Annotated in this window: 16 protein-coding genes; 15 read left to right on the forward strand and 1 reads right to left on the reverse strand. The window is 44.0% G+C overall.

The genetic code is table 11. From position 1 onward, the window contains the following. Nucleotides 1-145: 145 nt before the first annotated feature. The 12 genes from BLQ32_RS16270 (at nt 146) to BLQ32_RS16325 (ending at nt 15563) form a co-directional block, all read left to right on the forward strand. A complete protein-coding gene (locus BLQ32_RS16270) occupies nt 146-1879 on the forward strand; it encodes a DNA/RNA non-specific endonuclease (RefSeq protein WP_074511178.1) in 1734 nt (577 codons plus the stop codon). A gap of 530 nt (nt 1880-2409) precedes the next feature. Next, nucleotides 2410-3927 carry a glycosyl hydrolase family 28-related protein gene (locus BLQ32_RS16275; RefSeq protein ID WP_074511180.1) on the forward strand — a complete coding sequence of 506 codons (1518 nt, stop codon included), beginning with the start codon at nt 2410-2412 and terminating at the stop codon, nt 3925-3927. Nucleotides 3928-4148: 221 nt separating this feature from the next. Continuing rightward, nucleotides 4149-5228 (forward strand): D-alanyl-D-alanine carboxypeptidase family protein, encoded by a 1080-nt coding sequence (locus BLQ32_RS16280; RefSeq protein ID WP_074511182.1) that lies wholly within the window; start codon nt 4149-4151, stop codon nt 5226-5228. A gap of 161 nt (nt 5229-5389) precedes the next feature. Further along, nucleotides 5390-6451 carry an S-layer homology domain-containing protein gene (locus tag BLQ32_RS16285; protein WP_074511184.1) on the forward strand — a complete coding sequence of 354 codons (1062 nt, stop codon included), beginning with the start codon at nt 5390-5392 and terminating at the stop codon, nt 6449-6451. Between the two features lie 188 nt (nt 6452-6639). Then, nucleotides 6640-7017: a hypothetical protein gene (locus BLQ32_RS16290; RefSeq protein WP_074511186.1), complete on the forward strand. Its 378-nt coding sequence runs from the start codon at nt 6640-6642 to the stop codon at nt 7015-7017. Nucleotides 7018-7130: 113 nt separating this feature from the next. Beyond that, nucleotides 7131-8657 carry a glycosyl hydrolase family 28-related protein gene (locus BLQ32_RS16295; RefSeq protein WP_074511188.1) on the forward strand — a complete coding sequence of 509 codons (1527 nt, stop codon included), beginning with the start codon at nt 7131-7133 and terminating at the stop codon, nt 8655-8657. Between the two features lie 700 nt (nt 8658-9357). Next, nucleotides 9358-10914 carry an S-layer homology domain-containing protein gene (locus BLQ32_RS16300; RefSeq protein ID WP_074511190.1) on the forward strand — a complete coding sequence of 519 codons (1557 nt, stop codon included), beginning with the start codon at nt 9358-9360 and terminating at the stop codon, nt 10912-10914. A 398-nt stretch (nt 10915-11312) separates the two neighbouring features. Further along, nucleotides 11313-12206 carry a UTP--glucose-1-phosphate uridylyltransferase GalU gene (gene galU / locus BLQ32_RS16305; RefSeq protein ID WP_074511192.1) on the forward strand — a complete coding sequence of 298 codons (894 nt, stop codon included), beginning with the start codon at nt 11313-11315 and terminating at the stop codon, nt 12204-12206. A gap of 252 nt (nt 12207-12458) precedes the next feature. Continuing rightward, on the forward strand, nt 12459-12953 hold the full coding sequence (locus BLQ32_RS16310; protein ID WP_244890380.1) for a VanZ family protein: 495 nt from the start codon (nt 12459-12461) through the stop codon (nt 12951-12953). Between the two features lie 250 nt (nt 12954-13203). Beyond that, on the forward strand, nt 13204-13632 hold the full coding sequence (locus BLQ32_RS16315) for a VanZ family protein (RefSeq protein WP_074511195.1): 429 nt from the start codon (nt 13204-13206) through the stop codon (nt 13630-13632). A 27-nt stretch (nt 13633-13659) separates the two neighbouring features. Next, nucleotides 13660-14289 carry a hypothetical protein gene (locus BLQ32_RS16320; protein ID WP_074511197.1) on the forward strand — a complete coding sequence of 210 codons (630 nt, stop codon included), beginning with the start codon at nt 13660-13662 and terminating at the stop codon, nt 14287-14289. Between the two features lie 254 nt (nt 14290-14543). Continuing rightward, complete coding sequence (locus BLQ32_RS16325; protein WP_074511199.1) at nt 14544-15563, forward strand: GNAT family N-acetyltransferase; 1020 nt, start codon at nt 14544-14546, stop codon at nt 15561-15563. 43 nt (nt 15564-15606) lie between these two features. Here the strand turns inward: BLQ32_RS16325 and BLQ32_RS16330 are convergent, their stop codons facing one another. Continuing rightward, nucleotides 15607-16605, reverse strand: coding sequence for a GNAT family N-acetyltransferase (locus tag BLQ32_RS16330; RefSeq protein ID WP_074511200.1), 999 nt, complete (start codon nt 16603-16605; stop codon nt 15607-15609). Nucleotides 16606-16992: 387 nt separating this feature from the next. On the opposite strand from BLQ32_RS16330, the gene BLQ32_RS16335 reads away from it, so the two are divergent. The 3 genes from BLQ32_RS16335 (at nt 16993) to tagH (ending at nt 19728) form a co-directional block, all read left to right on the forward strand. Then, nucleotides 16993-17475 carry a hypothetical protein gene (locus BLQ32_RS16335; RefSeq protein WP_074511202.1) on the forward strand — a complete coding sequence of 161 codons (483 nt, stop codon included), beginning with the start codon at nt 16993-16995 and terminating at the stop codon, nt 17473-17475. A gap of 614 nt (nt 17476-18089) precedes the next feature. Beyond that, on the forward strand, nt 18090-18896 hold the full coding sequence (locus tag BLQ32_RS16340) for an ABC transporter permease (protein ID WP_074511204.1): 807 nt from the start codon (nt 18090-18092) through the stop codon (nt 18894-18896). A 16-nt stretch (nt 18897-18912) separates the two neighbouring features. Beyond that, nucleotides 18913-19728 (forward strand): teichoic acids export ABC transporter ATP-binding subunit TagH, encoded by an 816-nt coding sequence (tagH, locus tag BLQ32_RS16345; protein WP_074511206.1) that lies wholly within the window; start codon nt 18913-18915, stop codon nt 19726-19728. Nucleotides 19729-20216: the final 488 nt, after the last annotated feature.

A 20216-nucleotide genomic window follows, 5' to 3' on the forward strand; every position in this document is an offset into this window, starting at 1 on the left:
TTTTTTGCGTCTTTAGTAGCAAGGGAAATGAGGGGGATTATGCTAAACTAAATAATAGGAAGTCAATAAATTGAATATTTGAACTTTTTAAAGGGAAATTTAACCGGCAACAGCACTTCGTTTACTCAAAGGAGCGGATGGGATTATGCAGACGAGCAAACTGGCTCACATCGAACAACAGGCGTTAAAACGGTATTTGCAGTTTAATGCAGAAAAACAAAGTGCAGCCGCGACACAGGATGCGCAGTCCCGCATGATGAGCCGCAGTAGCATCATCAATGTTCATGACAATTTGGCGATGGAGCGCATCATCAACCGAAGCGATTTGTTCCCGATTGCCCATCTTCAGGCAGGGCTCGATGTCAGTAAAGCGGTCTGCCGCATTTCCCTCCGCAACCGGAGCGGGCAAATTGAAGGCTACGGCACAGGGTTTATGGTGGCGCCGTCGCTTCTACTCACAAACAATCATGTACTTGATGCATTTGATGCGGCGCAGTATGCGGTAGCGGAGTTCAATTACGAAGACGACGTGAATTTCATGCCAAAGGAAATCGTTTCTTTCCGGCTGGCGCCCGAACAATTGTTTATCACCGATATAGGGCTTGATTTCACCTTGGTTGCGGTCCATGAAGTGGACACGGAAGGCGTTCGGCTGGCTGATTTCGGCTATTTGCCGCTGTTGCCGCAAACCGGAAAAGTGCTGGAAGGAGAATACGTGAGCATCATTCAGCATCCGAAAGGCGGACCGAAAGCCGTCACCCTCCGTGAAAACGAAGTCAAGTCGATTTCTTCCGATTATGTCCATTACGTCAGCGACACGGAACCCGGCTCATCCGGTTCGCCCGTGTTCAACGACCAATGGGTGGTCGTTTCTCTGCACCATGCCGGCATCCCGCACCCCGACAACGAAGGGGAATGGATTGCCAATGAAGGCATCCGCATCAGTTCGATTTTACGGTTTCTCCGGCTCCGCCGGAATGGCGTGGAAGACGGCGCCGGACGCAAATTGCTCGACGCGCTGCTGGCGGCTCCTGATTCTTTAGTTCCCGCCATGGAAGTCGGGACGTTGGAAGCCGAGTGGTACAGCGGAGCGGCCGGCTATAATTCAGCATTTCTCGGTCTGGACGCTGAAGTGCCGCTTCCGTTATTGAATGAGAGTCAGCAGACGGATGTCATGGGAACGGAAGACGGCAAAAAAATCCTCGACTATACGCATTTTTCGATTGTCATGAGCCGGTCGAGAAAACTCGCGTTTTACAGTGCCGTCAATATTGACGGCACGCAGCTCATTGAAGTCCGGCGCGAAAACGACAAGTGGTATTTCGACCCCCGGATTCCAAAAGAATTCCAAGTCGGGCCGGAAGTCTATAAAAACAACGACATTGACCGCGGGCATCTGACGAGAAGGCAAGATCCGAACTGGGGAATCGATGCAGTGAAAGCGAATGAACACACCTTCCATTTCACCAATTGTGCTCCCCAGCACAAAAATTTCAACCAAAAGACCTGGCTGGATCTGGAGAATTATATATTGGACAACGCCGGCGACTATGGGTTGAAAGTGACCGTGTTCACCGGGCCGGTATTCCGCGAAAGCGATGTGGTATACCGCGGCTGCCAGATTCCTTCCCAGTTTTGGAAAGTGGCCGTTTTGCGGAAAGAAGACGGCACGCTTTCTGCGACCGCTTACCTGCAATCGCAGGAAAACCTGCTCGGTGATTTGGAATTTGTCTACGGCGACTTCCAGACTTACCAGGTGCCGGTCACCCAGATTGAAGAGCTGACCGGGCTTGGTTTTGGGGAATTGCGGAAGTTTGATCCGCTCGCGGAAACGGCAGTGCAAGTTGTGATTGCCGGGCGGGAGGATATTCGATTGTAATGTATGGTGAGAACAGCGATAGAAAGTTAGGAAACTTCGATAGACATGTGAGAAACTTTGATAAAAACGCAGAAAACATCGATAGAAACTTAAATTACATCGATAAAGACAACTTGAAACGTTGATAAAGGTTTTGGGTTGCTTGCTTTTTGCCTCAGCAAAAAGCGCTTTGGCTTTAAGGAGTCCTTCGCCTTGGCGAAGGGCTTTTCCAATTGTATTTTGAACTTAGGACGCGGATTTTTCACGAAACATGGATAGGAAGTTGGAAAACATCGATAGACATGTGAGAAACTTCGATAGAAACGCAGAAAACAACGATAGAAACTTAAATTACACCGATAGAAACAACTCGAAACTCTGGTAAAGATTTTGCGTTGCTTGCTTTTTGATGAAGCAAATAGGCTTTTAGCTTGTCCATTCGAGTTTTGAATTTCGGAAACGGAAGATCCACTATAACCAGTTCTTGATTGAAAGAGTTCTGAAAGTTCTATAATCTTAAGTTAAGATGATGCCTAAAGGAGCGAGATGCTATGCCTTTCAAATCAAAATCAGGGAAACTATTCGGCAACCGCCCAAGCAAAAGCGAGCTGGATACGCGCAGCGATATCAATTCGACGGATGGTACATACAATGTGAAATGCTTCGGCGCCAAAGGGGACGGGACATCGGATGACTGGGAAGCGCTGCAGGAAGCGGTTGATGTGATCTACCGGCAGCCGGGAGGCGGTGCACTCTTTTTCCCGCCGGGTTTGTACCGGATCAGCCGGCCATTGGAAGTGCCGGACACAGACAATGCGGTTTCCTGGATCGGCCATAGCTCCAAATCGACCGTGATTGCCCCGTCCGAACCGATGGATTATCTGGTCCGGATGCGCGGAGAAGGCGGAAAGGTCGAAGGCATCAAGTTCCGGGGGACGGATCCGTTGAACGGCTATGCCCAAAACGCCAAAGTCTGCATGCTTGCGACCAATATCCGGGACAAGGCATTTTCAAATGCTGCATTTGTCTGGGGAGCGGTGCACGGTCTGCAAATTACGGGCGAAGGCAATAACAATTTATGCGTCTTCGACCGGCTTTGTGTTTTTTCACAAAATGGCACAGTGGCAAAAGGGACGGACGGCAGCGGTTCAGCGGATACGGTTCAATTCCGTGATTTCAATCCGGTAAGGAACGATGTGCATGTCGGCGCGTATTTGAAAATAGGCAGTGGGGAAGGGTCGGTTTACCATATTGACGCAGTCACTTCAGACCGCATAACCGTATCGCCCGACTTGAAAGAGCCGCTTGATGAAGGCAGCGAATACGCCATCCATATCGGCTGCGGTTTGCAGACAGACCGCGGCAGCGATAATAATGTCTACGGCATTTACGACTGCCATTTTGTCGGCAATGCCGGAGCAGGGCTAATGGTACGCGGTCTATACGGCCACCACATCCAAGGAGGCAATTTCGATTCAAACGGCATCACCGGCATCCATATCGGTTCCGGCATGATCAATACGACTCCCGCTTATTCAAATACGATCAACCATTCTTATTTTGAAGCCAACGGCTATGCCAATGTCATTCTGGACTATCCATCCGGCCTTACCGTTCTGGATCCGCTGCTGGCAGAACCGGTCGACGGAACAGCAGGGGACGTCGCTTCGATTACGTCACTGCGCGGCTATTATTTCGATTTTGACTCGACGAGCATCTCGTACAACGGGCGGCAGTATGGTTATGTGGCCAAAACGGACTGCAGCAGCTCTTATCAGATGGAAGGGACTTCGCAGCTGGCTATTGACCGTCCGGCAGGTGCTAGGAGTCCGGCGGTCATTCAGCTGCCGACAGTGCCCCGCCACCAATTCGGAGAAAAGCTTGAAATTTTTGTGGAAGACAGCGGCGGTCAGCCGGTCCATTTGGTCTGTGAACATGCCGGAGTAAACAAGCAAGCCGGCGAACGTGGGATCGTTGTTCCGGGAGGCATCGGGTTTGTCATTACGGTGTTTTACAGCCCGAGAAATTCCTCCTGGATGGTGTCGCATACCTTACCTGTCCAACTATAAAAATTTGAAACCTGGAAGTCACTTTGAGAAAAGGAGCTTCCAGGTTTTTGATTGGCAAAAAATTAGAACCCTTGCATCACGTTTTTTCCTATGAAAAGAGGTAATATAAAGAGTATGTTTTATTAAGATTTTATTGAATCAAATAAAAAGACTATAAAACAGCAACCGTAACTGGATATCGATGTGAAGAATCCAGGCGGTGAAAAAGGAGAGAACCAGCGATGAAAAAACAATTTTGGTTGAGGAATGCAGGCCTGGCCAGTGCAGCAGCGGCTTTGGCGCTGACTGTGACGCCGCTCGGAGAAAAGCTTCCTTTTAATCATGCAATTCAAGCAGAAGCATCCACCCATACATATCAAACAATCGAAAACTTGAACCTTCGCTCCGGCGCTTCGGCAGAAACCGCAGTGGTGACAATCATTCCAAAAGAAGCGCAAGTGGAATTAGTGTCAAAAAGCGGATCCTGGGTGAAAGTGCGCTACGGTGCAAAAACAGGCTATGTGAATTCGAAATTCCTGTCAAACAGAGAAGAACAAAAACCGGCAGCACAAACCCATGTGACGATAGATAAATTAAATCTGCGCGAAGGAGCCGGAGTGCAATATAGCATCATTACAGAAATCCCGGAAGGCGAGACAGTCCGACTGATTTCCGGAAAAAGCGGCTGGGTCGAAGTTTCCTATGGCGATCAAACGGGATATGTGAATTCGGCTTACCTAAAAGCAGTTAAAGCTCCTGCAGAGAAAGCGGAAAAATATCCGGGGCCTTCTATTGAAACGCCGGGAACATATATCGATGGCATTTTAGTCGTCAACAAGGAATACGCTTTGCCTGCTGATTATAATCCGGGCGTGGTTCCGGAAGCGGAACAAGCTGTTTCGGATATGCTGCAAGAGGCAAAAGAACAAGGTCTTTCCATCAAAACTGTCAGTGGATTCCGTTCGTACTCCTACCAAGCCGGCCTGTACGATAATTACGTGAATCGCTACGGCCAAAAACAAGCCGATACGGTCAGCGCAAAAGCCGGCCACTCTGAGCACCAGGCAGGATTGGCATTTGATTTTGGCAGCCCCTCCAATACCGGGTTGAGCAAGTCGTTTGCGGATACAGCAGAAGGACAGTGGCTTGCAGATAATGCCCATAAATACGGTTTTATCCTGCGCTACCTGGAAGGCAAGGAACACATAACGGGCTATCAGTACGAGCCGTGGCATTTCCGCTATTTAGGCGCTGAGAATGCTGAAAAAGTGAAAGACAGCGGCAAAGCGTTAGAAGAGTATTTGGAACTTACAGAAGAATAAAAGATAAATAGAACAGTAAGCAGGAACCGTATCCGTCTATGGGATGCGGTTTTAATTTGTATAAATATTTCTGATTATTTAGTAAATAATATAGATATTAGTAAGTTTTTATTGTTAGAATGGAGGCAAGTAGAAAACGGGAAACTGAAAGGAGTGTCTGTATGAAAAAGCTGATGAGTCCTCTTGTTCTTGTGATGTCGCTGCTGCTGGTTCTGCCTGTTGCCGGCGCTGCTCCGGATATGCCGGAGAGCCACCAATTTTATGAGGAGATTGATTACTTAATGGAGAAAGGCGTAATCCGGGGGTACCCAGACGGTACTGTCCGGCCGGATGCGGTTGTCACAAGAGCTGAGGCTGCAGTGATGATCGGTCGGCTGAAAGGGTTCGATGGCACGCAAAAAGCGACGCCGTTCCGTGATGTGCCGGCGAGCCATTTCGCCAGCGGCTTCATCGCAGAAGCGGCTAAAGCAGGATATATCCGCGGCGATGGAAATGGCCTTTACCGCCCGAATTCGCCGATCAACCGCGGCGAGATGGCAGTGGTGGTCGAGCGTGTATTCAATCTGGGATTAGGTTTTAATCATTCGTTCAAGGACGTGCCGCAAAACGCCTATTATTCAGAAGCCATCAGCAAACTGCTGGCGGCCAATATCACAATCGGCTATTCCGACAACACGTTCCGTCCACGCCAGGAAGTGACGCGCGGCCAGTTTTCCGCTTTCCTGGCACGCGGCCTGGAACCGGAATTTAAAAATGACGCACGCATTGCCCGTTCCTACCAAAAAGATAAAACGAAAACGTACACCTACCAAATGTCAGATGGAACAACGGCGGTCCACCGTTTCGCTGATGTGCCGGACCGGGGCGGCTTGGCTTACGGATTTATGTGGACGGTCCAAGTGGACGGGGATACCTACGAATACCTGGAGTTTGAGAATTACCAGATGTTCGCATTCGGCTATCCGTATTCTGAATATGACCTGGCGCTCGTTTACCCGGTCCGCGTCGGCAAGACATTTAATACCGGGCTTGGCGATGAAACCATCACGAACACGATCACCGGAGTCAATAAAACCGTCAGAACCCCATACAGAACTTTTACGAATGCGACGGAAGTGACGACGGAAAGCGGTTTGAAGTATTACATGGTGGAAGGTTTTTCAACAGTGAAATCAATTAATGCACAAGGAAGAGTCGAGAGCCAATTAGTGAAAGTGGAATGATTGGCACCTGTATGCTGGCGGGGAAAGGTTAATAAAAAGCATGAAGAAATCTTTGGATGTCGTGGCCACTTTGCTTTTTCTGTTCCTCGTTTTACTTGATAGATATTGAATAAATGATTGAATCAGCCCGGTTCCAGATATTTTCTGGCAATTGGGCTGTTTCGTATTTTATTTTCAGGAGGTGCCGTATGGTAGGGAAAAATAATTTGGTGCTGGTGCTTGAAGATTATGAGCTGTCGTTTAATGTGCGGCTGATTGACCGAGATGGATTGGTTTACAGCAGCAACCGCTTTATGGAGAAGCCGCATATTTCGAAAATTCGCATGCTGGTCGGCACGCTGACGCAGATTTTCGGCAACTTCAACCGGGTGACTTTCAGCAAGAACTTCAACTTGATCTGGGACCATGAAGCGCGGCCGGACTCTTTCGGCAAATTCATGGCGGAATTGTTTGCATCGCATGAGACGGTAGACCCCCGCTACCATATGTGGGAACAGTTCAGTGAATTTCTGGAGCAGCAGGAAAAAGAGTCGCATAGAAGCCGTCTGGAAGACCTTCCTTTTTAACTAAACAAAGTTTTAAAGGAGTGAAGGACTTTCGAAGAGTTTATTGAATAAGTAACAATAGCACAATAGAGGGTCTTTAGTCGGTGAATGACAACAGGGGAGTGGGCATTTAGATGGCATTTGGGAATAAAAAAGAGAAGCAGACGCTTGCAACAGCAAATAGATTGAGGAAAATGGCCGACGAAGTGACGTTCAGCGAACGGCCGGATAAAACGTTCAACGTCAAAGCCTTTGGAGCCAAAGGCGATGACGACGCGGACGACTGGCGGGCATTGCAGCAGGCCATCGCTTTTGCCTATAATGCCAAAGGCGGCGGTACGCTGTTTTTCCCGCCCGGCCAATACCGCATCTCCAAGCCGCTTGAAGTGCCGGTGACCGACGAAGAAAAAGCGGTATCGTGGGTCGGTTACAGCGATAAGACGACCATCATCGTGCCTTCTGCTCCAATGGATTATATGGTCCGCATGCGCGGCGGGGACGGGCATATCAAAGGGCTGACTTTTAAAGGCAGCGATCCGTTTAACGGTTCGGTCCAGCATACGAAAGTCTGCATGTTGGCGAGCAATATCCGGAACAAAACCTTCTCGAACGTATCATTCAGCTGGGCGAAAGTACACGGGCTGCAGATTACGGAAGAAGGCAATAACAATCTATGTGTATTTGACCAATCCTGCAAGTTCGAGCAAAACGGCACAGTCGTGAAAGGAAGCGACGGCAGTGGATCCGGCGACAAAATCAGTTTTTCCCGCTTTAATCCGGAGTCAAGCGATGTCCATGTCGGTGCCTATATCAAAATCGGCAGCGGACCGGGGTCGGTTTACCACATCAATTCAGTGAGCAGGAACAGCATCACTGTATCGCCTGCTTTAAGAAATGCATTTCGTTCCGGCACCGAGTACAAAATCCATATCGGCTCGGGACTGCAGACCGACCGGGGCAGCGACAACAATGTTTATGGCATCTACGACTGCCACTTTGTCGGCAATGCCGGAGCGGGGCTGGTAGTAAGAGGTCTCTATGGACATAATGTACAAGGCGGCAATTTCGATGCGAACGGCATTGCCGGCATCCATATCGGTTCCGGCATGATCAATACGACGCCCGCTTATTCCAATGCGATTACCCATGCATATTTCGAAGCGAACGGCTACGCAAATGTCATTTTGGACTATCCATCTGGCCTCAGCATTATCGAACCCCTGCTGGCAGAACCGGTGGACGGAACAGCTGGAGGCGTCGCTTCAATTGCTTCCCTGAGGGACCAGCCCTTCGACTACGAAACGACCAGCGTGCTCCATAACGGACGTTTTTATAATTTCATTAATGAAACAACCCGTAATTTTGCATCCAATACAGCAGAAACAGCCCGTATTACGGTCAATCAAGCAGGAAACCTGATCGGCTCATCTATCATCAATTTGCCGGCTCCGCCGAAGCATCGCTTTAAGGAAGAACTGGAGATTTATGTGGAAAACACCAACGGACAGCCGGTGCAGGTCATTTGCGATTTCGCAAAAGTGAACAACAAGCCTGGAAGAGTCGGCGTTGAAGCGCCGGCTGGAGTCGGGTACAAAATTACGGCGTATTACAGCCGAAGCCTGGAAAGCTGGATGGTGTCGCATACGGTGCCGCTGGAGTGAAGTTAATAGGATTTATTGGGCAGGTGCTGATTGCAGGCAGCTGCTTTTTTTTTGAATAGAGGAGGTGAGTTCCCGCGAATGGGGGGTGAGTTTCCATGAATGAGTTGTGAGTTCCCGCCAATCGCCTCCGGGTTTCCACGAATGGAACCTGAGTTACACCCTGCCCGCTTTTTGCCCAGCGAAAAGCCTCCAATCAGCGTTCTTCGCTGGCATACTCTGCAATCCTCTAAGTCCATTCCTCAAACTATGAGAGAAGGAGGCGCATTGATTCAAGTTAATTTTTCAGTAGGCACAGGCACACCCTTTCGATAACGGCTTGTTTTAAGCCGCTGTTTTTATTGTGTGAAAATTGTTGTGTGAAGTAAAAAAATAAAGGATTCAGATGAACTTTAGCGAATATGGATTAGCAAATCCATTTTTTGGATTTCGTTCATTAGAAAGGAGTAGATAGCCGCAAAATTAGAAAATAGACAAATTTATACTGCCAACCGTTTCTCTGTAAAAAATTGTTTTACCCCATCAAGATTTACTTCATCGTCATTCTTCCCGGCAGTTTGCCGAAGTTTATCCCCCATCTTAGATAACTGTCTGGATTATTGTTCATGCTTCAAATGAATAAAAATTAACTGGATAAGACTTTTCCGATTACTATCTGCAACAAGAAGTTGATCTAATTGCATAGAAGAATGGAGGGGAAGCTTTGGGCAAGTTTGTGAAGCAGGTGCTGGTGTCTTTGGCTCTATTCCTATTGGTGTTTTCATCTATCCAGCAAGTGTCAGCAGCCGGATTCAAGGATGTCAGCAATTTTAAAGAAGAAATCAAGTATTTGACAGGATTGAAAATCATCAACGGCTATCCCGACGGAACTTACCGTCCGGAAGCACCTATCCTGCGGGTTCAGGCAGTGATGATGATCATGCGCGATTTAGGGATAGACAAGGAAAACATAAAAAATCCCGGGTTTACGGACATCAAGCCGGGTGACATGGGGTATGCCGAAGTCGCTTTTGCTACTGAACTGGGAATCATTTCAGGGAAAGGGAATAACAAATTCGATCCGAATGGCAAGATGACGCGTGCTGAAATGTCGAAAGTGCTGGTGAATGCTTACGAACTTGGCGGCATGTATCCGGCAGGATTCCCGGATGTATCACCGAAATCTTGGAGTGAACCTTATATTTCTGCATTAGCTGCCAATAATGTAACAAATGGTTATCCAGACGGTACATTTCGCCCTAATGTAACGATCAACCGCGGTCAGTTTGCGGCATTTTTGGCACGGATCTTAAATCCCGGTTTTAAACCTTACTCACCGGCAGTAGCAGATACGTTTCTCGAAGACTCGTTAAACCTGCAAGTGTTGGACGTGGTAAAAGACCGCAAAAAACCAATTCTCTATATGATAGACGGCTTGTCGAATCGTTTGATGTCTTACAATTACGAAACGTATGAGCTGGATTCTGTAGAACTTCCTTACCGCGCAGAAAGGCTGGCTTATGCAAATGGCAAAGTGTATGTGACCCAGCACAAAATGGTGCATACTTATTGGACCGATCGGATACCGGAAACGGGCGCTTATGCGGTTTACGATGCTCGTTCTTTGAAGCTTTTAAATATCTGGCATCTTGAACTCGATCCATTTGATATTGAAGCGACCGACCAAGGACAGGTGTTCATTTCCGGCGGTTCCAACCAGCATACATTGGTTGTCGGTTATGATTCAAAAAATGGTGCAATTTCATCTGCACAGTCCATTTACATGTTGGGGCTGCTCGCCCTTACACCTGACCAGAAGAAACTGATGACGATTTCAACACAGATTTCGCCGCGCGATATTGCCTCTTACGATATTGTAGACGGCAAGCTTCAGCCGCCGGTGGACTCGCCGTATCACGGAGATTTCGATATGTCCCCTGACCTTAGCATCAGCCCGGACGGCAAATATCTTTTAAATGGCTATGGACATATTTACAGCACCAATACACTCGGGTATCTTGGTTCGCTGGACCGGAGTTTTATCAGTTCCGCAGTGGACATGAAGGCGGGAGAGTTGTACACTTCCCGGAATTTAAAGCTGATTTATGCTTATGATTTCCCTTCCTTGCAGAGCAGTTATCAGATCACCACATACGGCGATGTCCTCACCCTGTTTTACGATGAAGAATCGGATGTCCTTTTAGCGCTGACTAAAGTGAAATTCGGCAAGTCATCGTATTCATATTTAGGAATAGAGAAAATGTATTTCAATGTGGATTAGATGAAAAGCCATTCCAGAGCGTCCAGGCGGGCGCTCTTTTTTGTTAGCCGGAATTGTTTGCGTGCCTGACACCTAAGCAATTGCCCGGAAATTATAGACCGCCGCTTTCTTTTGAATAAAAGCAGCTTTTTCCTGTTAAAGGAAAATAGTCGATTATTTCGAATTAAATATTTTTATTTATCGAAATAATCAATTACTTATAATTATCTTTATGTTAAAATGTCAATATATCAATTTAATAGGAATAAAGTAACTGTTAAAAGAAATTCTAAAATAGATTAAAAATATAATCGTATTAAAAGAATTGTTTTTTTATTTAATTTAACAATAAAAGTAATTTAATGGATATTAATCTTTATGTCAATTTATGTGCTTGAAAATTGAAAGGAGGTCATATTGTGGGAAAAAAGGTAACGAAGGCAATTATTCCGGCAGCTGGTTTAGGAACACGTTTTCTTCCGGCGACGAAAGCGATGCCTAAAGAGATGCTGCCGATTTTAAACAAGCCGACCATTCAATATATAGTGGAAGAAGCGGTTGAATCCGGGATAGAAGATATCATTATTGTGACTGGTAAAGGAAAAAGAGCAATTGAAGATCATTTTGATAATAATTTTGAACTTGAAGACAATTTGTTTAAAAAGGAAAAATATGAGTTGCTGGAGGAAGTAAGGGCCTCTTCAAAAGTGGAAATCCATTACATCCGGCAAAAAGAAGCCAAAGGTTTGGGACACGCTATCTGGTGTGCCCGGAAGTTTATTGGAAATGAACCATTTGCAGTCTTATTAGGAGATGATATCGTTCAGTCGAAAAAGCCGTGCTTAAGGCAGCTAATTGAACAATATGACCAATCACAAGCGTCCATCATCGGTGTTCAGCAAGTGCCTGAAGAAGAAACACACCGTTACGGTATTATTGATCCCAGTTCAAAAATCGGGAAGAGATACCGGGTCAAAAGTTTTGTAGAAAAACCGAAGAAAGGAACTGCTCCTTCCAGCCTGGCTATCCTCGGACGATACATTTTAACTCCGGAAATCTTCCCATTTCTTGGCCAGCACAATATAGGAAAAGGCGGAGAAATTCAATTAACTGATGCCATTCAACAATTGAATGGCATTCAAAATGTTTTTGCCTATGAGTTTGAGGGCAGGCGCTACGATGTAGGAGAAATGCTGGGTTTCATACGTACAACAATGGAATTTGCATTAGAAAACCAGAAGTATGGCCCGGAAGTCGAGATTATGATGACTGAACTTTTATCAAATAGAAAAATCATGTCCTATGAGTCCTGAAATCTGCACTCTTTATACAAGTTTGGTTCATGAAAAATAAGTTATGGCAAATGGAAAACTAATAAATTTACCTAAGTGAGATGTCTCTTGGAAGCAATTCAAGGGATATCTCATTTTTGTTTGAATTTTACCAGGCAATAAGAAGAGAATCCGTTGAAGTAAAGCAAAAGCTTAGCTTGGTGTCATTTTAAGACTTCAGGAAAGATGCTATAATCATCGATAAGAAATAAATGGCAATGCGAGGAATTAGAATTGGAGAATTTATCTATACGTAAAATGCTTTCATGGGCGGCGGTACTCCTTTGGATGGCGCTGATTTTCTCGTTGTCCCACCAGCCGGCTTCTGAATCAGGTGAAATGAGCTCAGGCATAACCGAAATGGTCATGGAAACAGTGGAGCAAATACTGCCCGTTGCAGAAACCGACTTTGATCAGTTTGAACACATTGTCCGGAAAAATGCTCATTTTTTTATCTATCTCATTTTAGGGATCTTGGTCATCCATGCTTCTAGAGGTAGCGGTAGCCATAGCTTTAAAAGAATCGGCTTAGCAGTTGGCATATGCATCTTATACGCGCTGTCTGATGAATTCCATCAATTGTTCATTGACGGACGCAGCGGAGAATTCCGTGATGTGCTGATTGACAGTTCAGGTGCATCTCTGGGTATTATTTTATACTGGTTCGCTGGCAAAATGTTAAGAAGAAACAAGCAGAACGTGCTGCATCATGAGCAAGTCCAAGGATAAGAAAAGCTCTTCCACATTCGGAAGAGCTTTTTTGTTTTTATTTTTTCGGAAACAAGCTCATTTTCATCTAATTTTCTTTTTGCGGGAATATAGTATGTGTATATGTTTAATTTTACGGTAATTCAGATATTTATATAGGAGAGGAGATGTAAAGAAAAGGATTTTGATAAGCAGTTATTGTCCTCTTTGTTATTTAACGAGTATGCTTATCTGCTTTAAAAATAAAAGCAAACAGAAAGGAGGGCTGGTTATGGCCCGTAGGCTGCTTTTTGTATTGATTTGGTCTTTAACCATTCTTGTCGCAACGTGTACGAACGATGCAGAAGCTTTTCTATTCGATCAGGAAATCAATTTCAGTTTTGATTTGATGCCGGATTTTACTGAGTTGCTGCGCTTTGACGACATTGATTTTAGCGACAGCTTTTACGCCATTCAAAAAACCGGCCACTTCCTGTCTTTTGCGCTGCTTTATGTTCTGGTCTTGAATTGGCTGAAGAAGAGAGAAACAGCTCTTAGGGTAACAGTGGCATTTGCCCTTTTTACCGAAATTCTGCAATTGTTTTTCGAACGGGACGGCCGCTTATTTGATGCGGGAATCGATGTCTTGGGAATTCTTTTGGCATACGGGATTTGCCGAATGGCCGCTGCAGGCAAAGCGTCCGTGAAGAATTCCTATTAATAATTCAAAAAAGAGGAGGCAATTCTTATGGAAAACGTCATCATCAGTTATTTTGAAGTGGAAAGCGAAGCTTATCAGGCTTTATCGGAATTGAAGAAGAGAAGTGAAATCGCGGACCAATTTTTGCTGTCGCAGGCAGCATTGTTGAAAAAGTCAAACGGCCAGATTTTGTTTCAGGACGGATTCGACACCGGAAAACGGACACGGGACGATACATGGAAAGGCAGCTTGATTGGGGCGCTTGTAGGGCTTTTAGGCGGACCGCTCAGCATGCTGCTTGGGGCAGGAATTGGCTCTGTAGTCGGGCTGGCAAAAGACGCAGGGGAAGCGGAAGAAGAAGCGAGCCTGATTACAGCCATCACTTCACGCATGAAAGAGCAGGATGTGGCACTGGTGTCAGTTGCACAAGAGCAAAATGAGGGATTTTACGACCGCCTTGTGGAGAAGTTTGATGTGGTGACGGTGCGCTACTACGCCAGTGATATCCTGGATGAAGTGGACCATGCCCGGGAAGTGGAGCGGAACCTTCAGGCGCGGGCCAAAGAAGATATGCGGAAAGCGCGCTCAGAACATCGACAGGAGCGGGTAAAAGAATACCGCAGCAAATTCAAAGAGGAATTTGAAGAGCTGAAAAAACGTTTTTCTTCTACCGATTAAACTTGCTGCTTTAATATGAGCCCCAAAAACCATTTTTATGAATTAAGAGAAACTTGATAGTCGAAGTTAAAAATTACAAATATTTAGGAATTTACTTATTGAAAATATAGTAGAACCGGTGTAAGGTAATAGGTATAACTGATTAATAAATCTAAATATTTGAAAAACATATTGCATCTGCAGACCTGCCGATCGTGCAGAAATTTACTGAACTGGAAGCAGGCAACATCTTGCAGGAATGAGGGGTAAGGGACATGGACATATTTTTTGAAAAAAATTATGGGAAGCTCTACGAAGAAATTGAAGAGGGCAAATGTGAAGTTTTTACATTTACTCATTCATTGGGCACCGTTAAGCATCTTTTCATTAAGCGGGAAGTTCCGATCCGCATTGGCGGCGAAACGTATTTCGATATCGTCACTCCTTATGGCTATGGAGGACCTATAATCATAGGCGGAGAAGATGCCAATAAAGCGGAGCTGGTCCAGGAATTCAAAGCAGCTTTCCAAAAGCATTGCCTGGATGAAAAGATCATTTCTGAATTTGTCCGGTTCCATCCGGTGCTTGGAAATGCCAAAGACTTTACTGATTGTTATGAAGTTATATTTACGCGCAAAACGGTCGGCACGAATCTTCGCGATTACAAGGATCCGGTTCAATCGGAGTTTTCCAAATCCACACGAAAGAATATCCGCCATGCCATGCGCAATGGGGTAGATTATCGAGTGACCGTGAACCCGAAAAGCCTGGATCTGTTCAAGGAGATTTACCATATCAATATGAAGCGTATTGGAGCCGATACGTATTATTACTTTGATGAACCTTATTTCTCCAAATGTCTGCAATATTTTGGCGATAAAATTGTCCTAGTTGAAGCGTTGTATGAAGGGCAGGTCATTGGGGCGGAACTGCATTTCTTCTATAATGATACGATTCACACCCATTTATCCGGCACCTTGTCTGAATATCATCACCTTTCACCGGTTTACGTGATGACGTATGGGATTGCTGTGTGGGGCAAAGAGCAGGGTGCCCATTTAGTCCATGCCGGCGGAGGCACCAGCAACAGCCCGGACGACAGTCTGTATTTGTTTAAGAAGAAATTCGGGCAGCACACGGAATTTGATTTTTATGTCGGCCGCAAGGTTTGGAATCCGGCCGTTTATGATAAAGTTTGTGAAGCTGCCGGCACGGTTTGTGAAACAGAATTCTTCCCGGCATACCGGTCCAAAGAAACCGAAACCTACAATGAAATCCAAAATGTGCAAGCATAAAAGAACCTTCCGCTTTTAATAGCGGAAGGTTCTTTTGCGCATTTTAGCCTCTATACATCGGGAAATGTGAAGGGTTTTCGATTCCTTCACTTCTCGCTTTGATATCGGAAAGCAGTTGATAAGCTCCCGGATTCCGTATTTTTTTGCCGGTCAAAATGTCCAGTGGTTCTGTCTTGGTGAACCCACGTTTGAAACGGTAAAGTGCTTCTGTAGATGCGCCGCCAAGATGCAATTCTTTCTTGCCATGCTCGACGCCCCAGCGGCATCCCTCGTTAATTAATAAGCTGTTCCCGGCTAAGTGGAAATACGTCGGATCGTTTGCGGCCAAATGATAATGAAGGTAGTCGCCATGATGGACAAAGAGAGCCGCAGAAATGGCCACGCCTTCGTGTTTCACGTAAACGATAAACTGCTTGCCTTCGAGAAGTTCAAAAGAGTTTTTTAAAAGTTCTTCCGAAAACAAGTAATACGCCGGCACATCATTTCTTTTGGCCATAATCTGATACAGCCGATGAAATTCCTGAATGCTTTCTCCGGTAAAATCGTATTCGATTTGCACATTGTTTTTTAAGGCGCGCCGGACTTGCTGGCGGGTAGGCGATTTAAATTCTTCCATAAAAAAATCCTGGACCGTTAAGTCGATATACATGGTAATACCGCGGTTATCAATGCTGTAAATGTCTTTAAAGTCTTCAACGTTTTTCAGCCAAGCGCTGAAACGAATGTATTCTGCAACGATATTGTGCTGCGTGCAGTAAGTTTGAAATTCCTGGTCAAACAACGCGATCAGCTCGGCTTTCTTGCCGGGCTGGCATTTAAGGATAATCGGTCCGTTTTGCCCAAAAGGCGTAACAGTGTCGTAGTAGAGCGTTTCGCCAGCCAGAATTGGGATAGGCCTTAGGACAAATGAGTAAAAAATATGTCCAATTGCATTTTTTACTTCAAATATTCTGCTTTCGCCTTGATCTTGGCTTTCATAAGCTTTGCCCCATTCCGGCATAAAAAAGATATCCGGCACTTGTACTTTCGACTTAACTGTCATGTGTTCTTCCTCCTTAAATCGATTCAGTATTGCTAGACTCATTCTATTAGTAGATTGTTAAAAAAAGGTTAAAATACAGACGGAGAAAAATATTAGAAGCTAAAATCTTTGATTTTTTAATGCGTACTTAGGAATATTAATCCAATTAAAAAACTATTTAGGGAAATAAATTTAAAAATTCAGATAATATATTGACATACAGAGAAGTGACTGGTAAATTAGTATTACATTCATTGATTCCATAGTTTAAATGCTTAATCATTTAGTTGTTATTAGGTATTTGGAATTATTATTAATGAATGAAGAGCAAGAACAGAAAGATGATCGCCAGTCCTATGCCGCTGAATATGTAAACGGTTAGAGCAACTTTACAAGGAGGTTGTCTACATGGAAAAGCTAGAGAAAAAGAAGGTTTTATTTCTTGGGGGAAGCAACCAAATGGTGGAGACAGTGAAAACGGCGAAAGAATTGGGGATCTATTCAATTGTCGCCGATTCAGTTTCAGGGGCTCCTGCTAAAAAGCATGCTGCCGCTTATCATGAGATTGACCCTGCAGATATTAACGGATTGGTGAATATATATAAAATGCAGAATCTGGACGGGATTCATGCAATGCTTGGAGATGTGACTACATGGAATGCCTTGGCGCTGTGCAAAAGGCTGGATGTTCCATTTTTCTTGCCGAAAACGCAGCTGGAAGATTCAGCTGTTGAAGATAAATTCAAGGATTTTTGCCGGACTTTTAATGTAGCATTCATAGACGAAGCGACATTGTTAAGTGTTGCCGCAGAACAGAATCGAATGGTTCTGGAGTTCCCGGTTATCGCCAAAAGCTATATTGCCAAGCAGTCCATTTATGCGACCTTATAAAATAGATGGAAATAAAGCCGTAATTTCTATGTATTATAAATCTGTATAGAATTTTACTTTTATTATTTAATATATTTGACCGTGTCCTTCAGACTAAGTGAAGGACACGGTCTTTTCTGTTGTTAAACACTTTTATGATTCCCCTAATTTTGTTGTTAATATAATTTTGAAGGGCAATATTTTCAGAATTCTTTTTAGAATATAAATGAAGTATCATATGATAAAGTAAAATGATATGATACTGTGTGTTATTAATTTTCTTTTTTAATTTTAAACCATATAATAGTAAAGTATTTGCTCATCAATGTTTATAAGAATATTTTCCCGACTGCTTGTCTCTTAAGAAAAGCATGTATGAAAAACGGATAAAATCTAAAGTTGTATATATAGTGATTAAATTAAGAGGAGTTTTAGCGAAAGCAATTATTGCAGGTGAAGTATAATAAAAAACGTTTTTGGCGATTAACGGAATTTATGTACTTTCGAGGGAGTTGGGTCTAATGGTTAACCCTTCATAAACAAAATTCCTTATTAAAGTATAGCCGTACTTCTAAAAAAGAGAAAAATCGATTTTAGAACTAGCGGGATAATAATTAAGTAAGTGAGGAAAACTAATGAATTCAGCAATAAAAATAATGAAGGAACAATATTTATATTTCTACCTTGTAAGAAGGCTTTCATTTTATGAATTGAAAAGCTTGACGAGGGGTAACTATCTGGGAATGGCTTGGGAAATTATCAATCCAGCCATTCAAATTTTAATCTATTGGTTTGTTTTTGGATTTGGTATTCGCCAACGGGAACCAGTAGGAGATATTCCGTATTTTGAATGGATGTTTGCCGGTATCTTAGTATGGTTTTTCATTAACCAGGCTGTAATGAAATCTTCAAAATCTATTTATACAAAAATAAAAATGCTTTCTAAGATGAATTTTCCGATGAGTGTCATCCCAAGTTATGTTATATTTTCACAGTTCTATCCCCATCTAATCATTTTGGGGCTGGGAGTAGCAGTTTTGCAGTTTACGGGTTTCCCTATTTCGGTTTATTATTTGCAGCTTCCTCTTTATATGGTAGGACTCTTATTATTCTTATTTAGCTTGTCATTAATTTTATCGACCATTACCACTATCATCCGGGACGTTCAAATGGCCTTGCAGTCGGTTATGCGTATGCTTTTATACTTGTCTCCAATCTTATGGCCGCCTACTCTTCTTCCGGAATCATGGCAACCCTTACTGATGTTGAATCCTTTCTACTACATAATAGAAGGTTATCGCTATTCGCTATTAGGGGAAGGTTGGTACTTTTTAGAAAACCCGATTTATACTTATTATTTTATCGGAGTAACCGTCTTCACTTTTATAATAGGTTCCTATTTGCATATTAAGTTCCGAAGTCAGTTTATTGATTACCTCTAAAATGGAAGTGAATCCGATGTCAAAAAAAATTCAGCTTATAAACGTCTCAAAAAAATATAAATTGTATAAAAAACAATCAGAACGGCTGCTTGATTTAGTGGTGCCTTATAAACAATACGGCGAAGATTTTTATGCGTTGCAGAACGTATCATTTTCAGTAGATGAAGGTTCAATTGTTGGACTTGTTGGCATCAATGGTTCCGGGAAATCGACATTGGCTAATATTATTGCAGGAGTGATCCCCGCCAGCTCCGGAGAAGTCAAGAGCAGTGGCAATGTGGCATTGATTGCAGTTAATGCGGGATTGGATGCTAAGCTAAGCGGCAGAGAAAACATCGAATTGAAGCTTCTTATGCTCGGTTTCTCACAAAAAGAAATCAAGCAAATGGAAGATGAAATCATAGAATTTGCTGAAATTGAAAAGTTTATTGACCAGCCAGTAAAAACATATTCGAGCGGCATGAAATCCAGATTAGGTTTTTCCATCTCTGTCCGTGTTAATCCTGATGTCCTTATTATTGATGAAGCCTTATCCGTAGGGGACAGTGCATTTGCAGAAAAGAGCCTTGCGAAAATGATGGAGTTTAAAGAACAAGGTAAGACGATGTTTTTTGTCAGCCACTCAGTTTCTCAAATGCGGAAGTTCTGTGATCATATTTTATGGTTAGAGTTTGGAACGGTAAAAGAATACGGACAGGCAAATACTGTATTAAAGAAATATGAAACTTTTTTAGAAGATTATAAAAAAATGTCAAAGGCCGAAAAGAAGAAATATCGGCAAAATGCCTTGGATCGACAAAACATTCCCAAAGAAGAAAGCCTGCAAAATTAAATTTGCAGGCTTTTTATTATCTGTGGGAAACCTAAATTTTTTATGGACAGTCGCTAAAAAGAATTGTGATGAAAAGATTGAACAGCATGGACAGTAAGCACAAGAATAAGTCCAGGAGCAAACAGTGGAAGCGTCGGTCGAAGAAGTTGAGGAATCGGAACTGGCAGCGATTGTTTAAGAAGAGAAAGAAAGTGAATTTTATAACTTACTACTTGAGAAAAAGGTTCCTCTATCAAATTGCTAGGTGATGGCATTACTGCCGGATATGGACACTCTGCTTATGCAGCTCCTGATGGTGCGCGAATCATCTTCACGAGAAACGGTGAGACCTTCCGTGAGGTAGGGACCGAATTCGGCTCTTGGACCAACGGACTGCGGAATTATGTCAATAAACAGAATTTGGAAAGGCAGACGTCATCAATGCAGGAATCCGAGATAAAACGGCTAAATGGGCATACCGTATTATTGAGCGTCTGTTAAAAAAGAAA

The organism is Planococcus glaciei (assembly GCF_900099655.1).
GTDB classification, from domain to species: domain Bacteria; phylum Bacillota; class Bacilli; order Bacillales_A; family Planococcaceae; genus Planococcus; species Planococcus glaciei.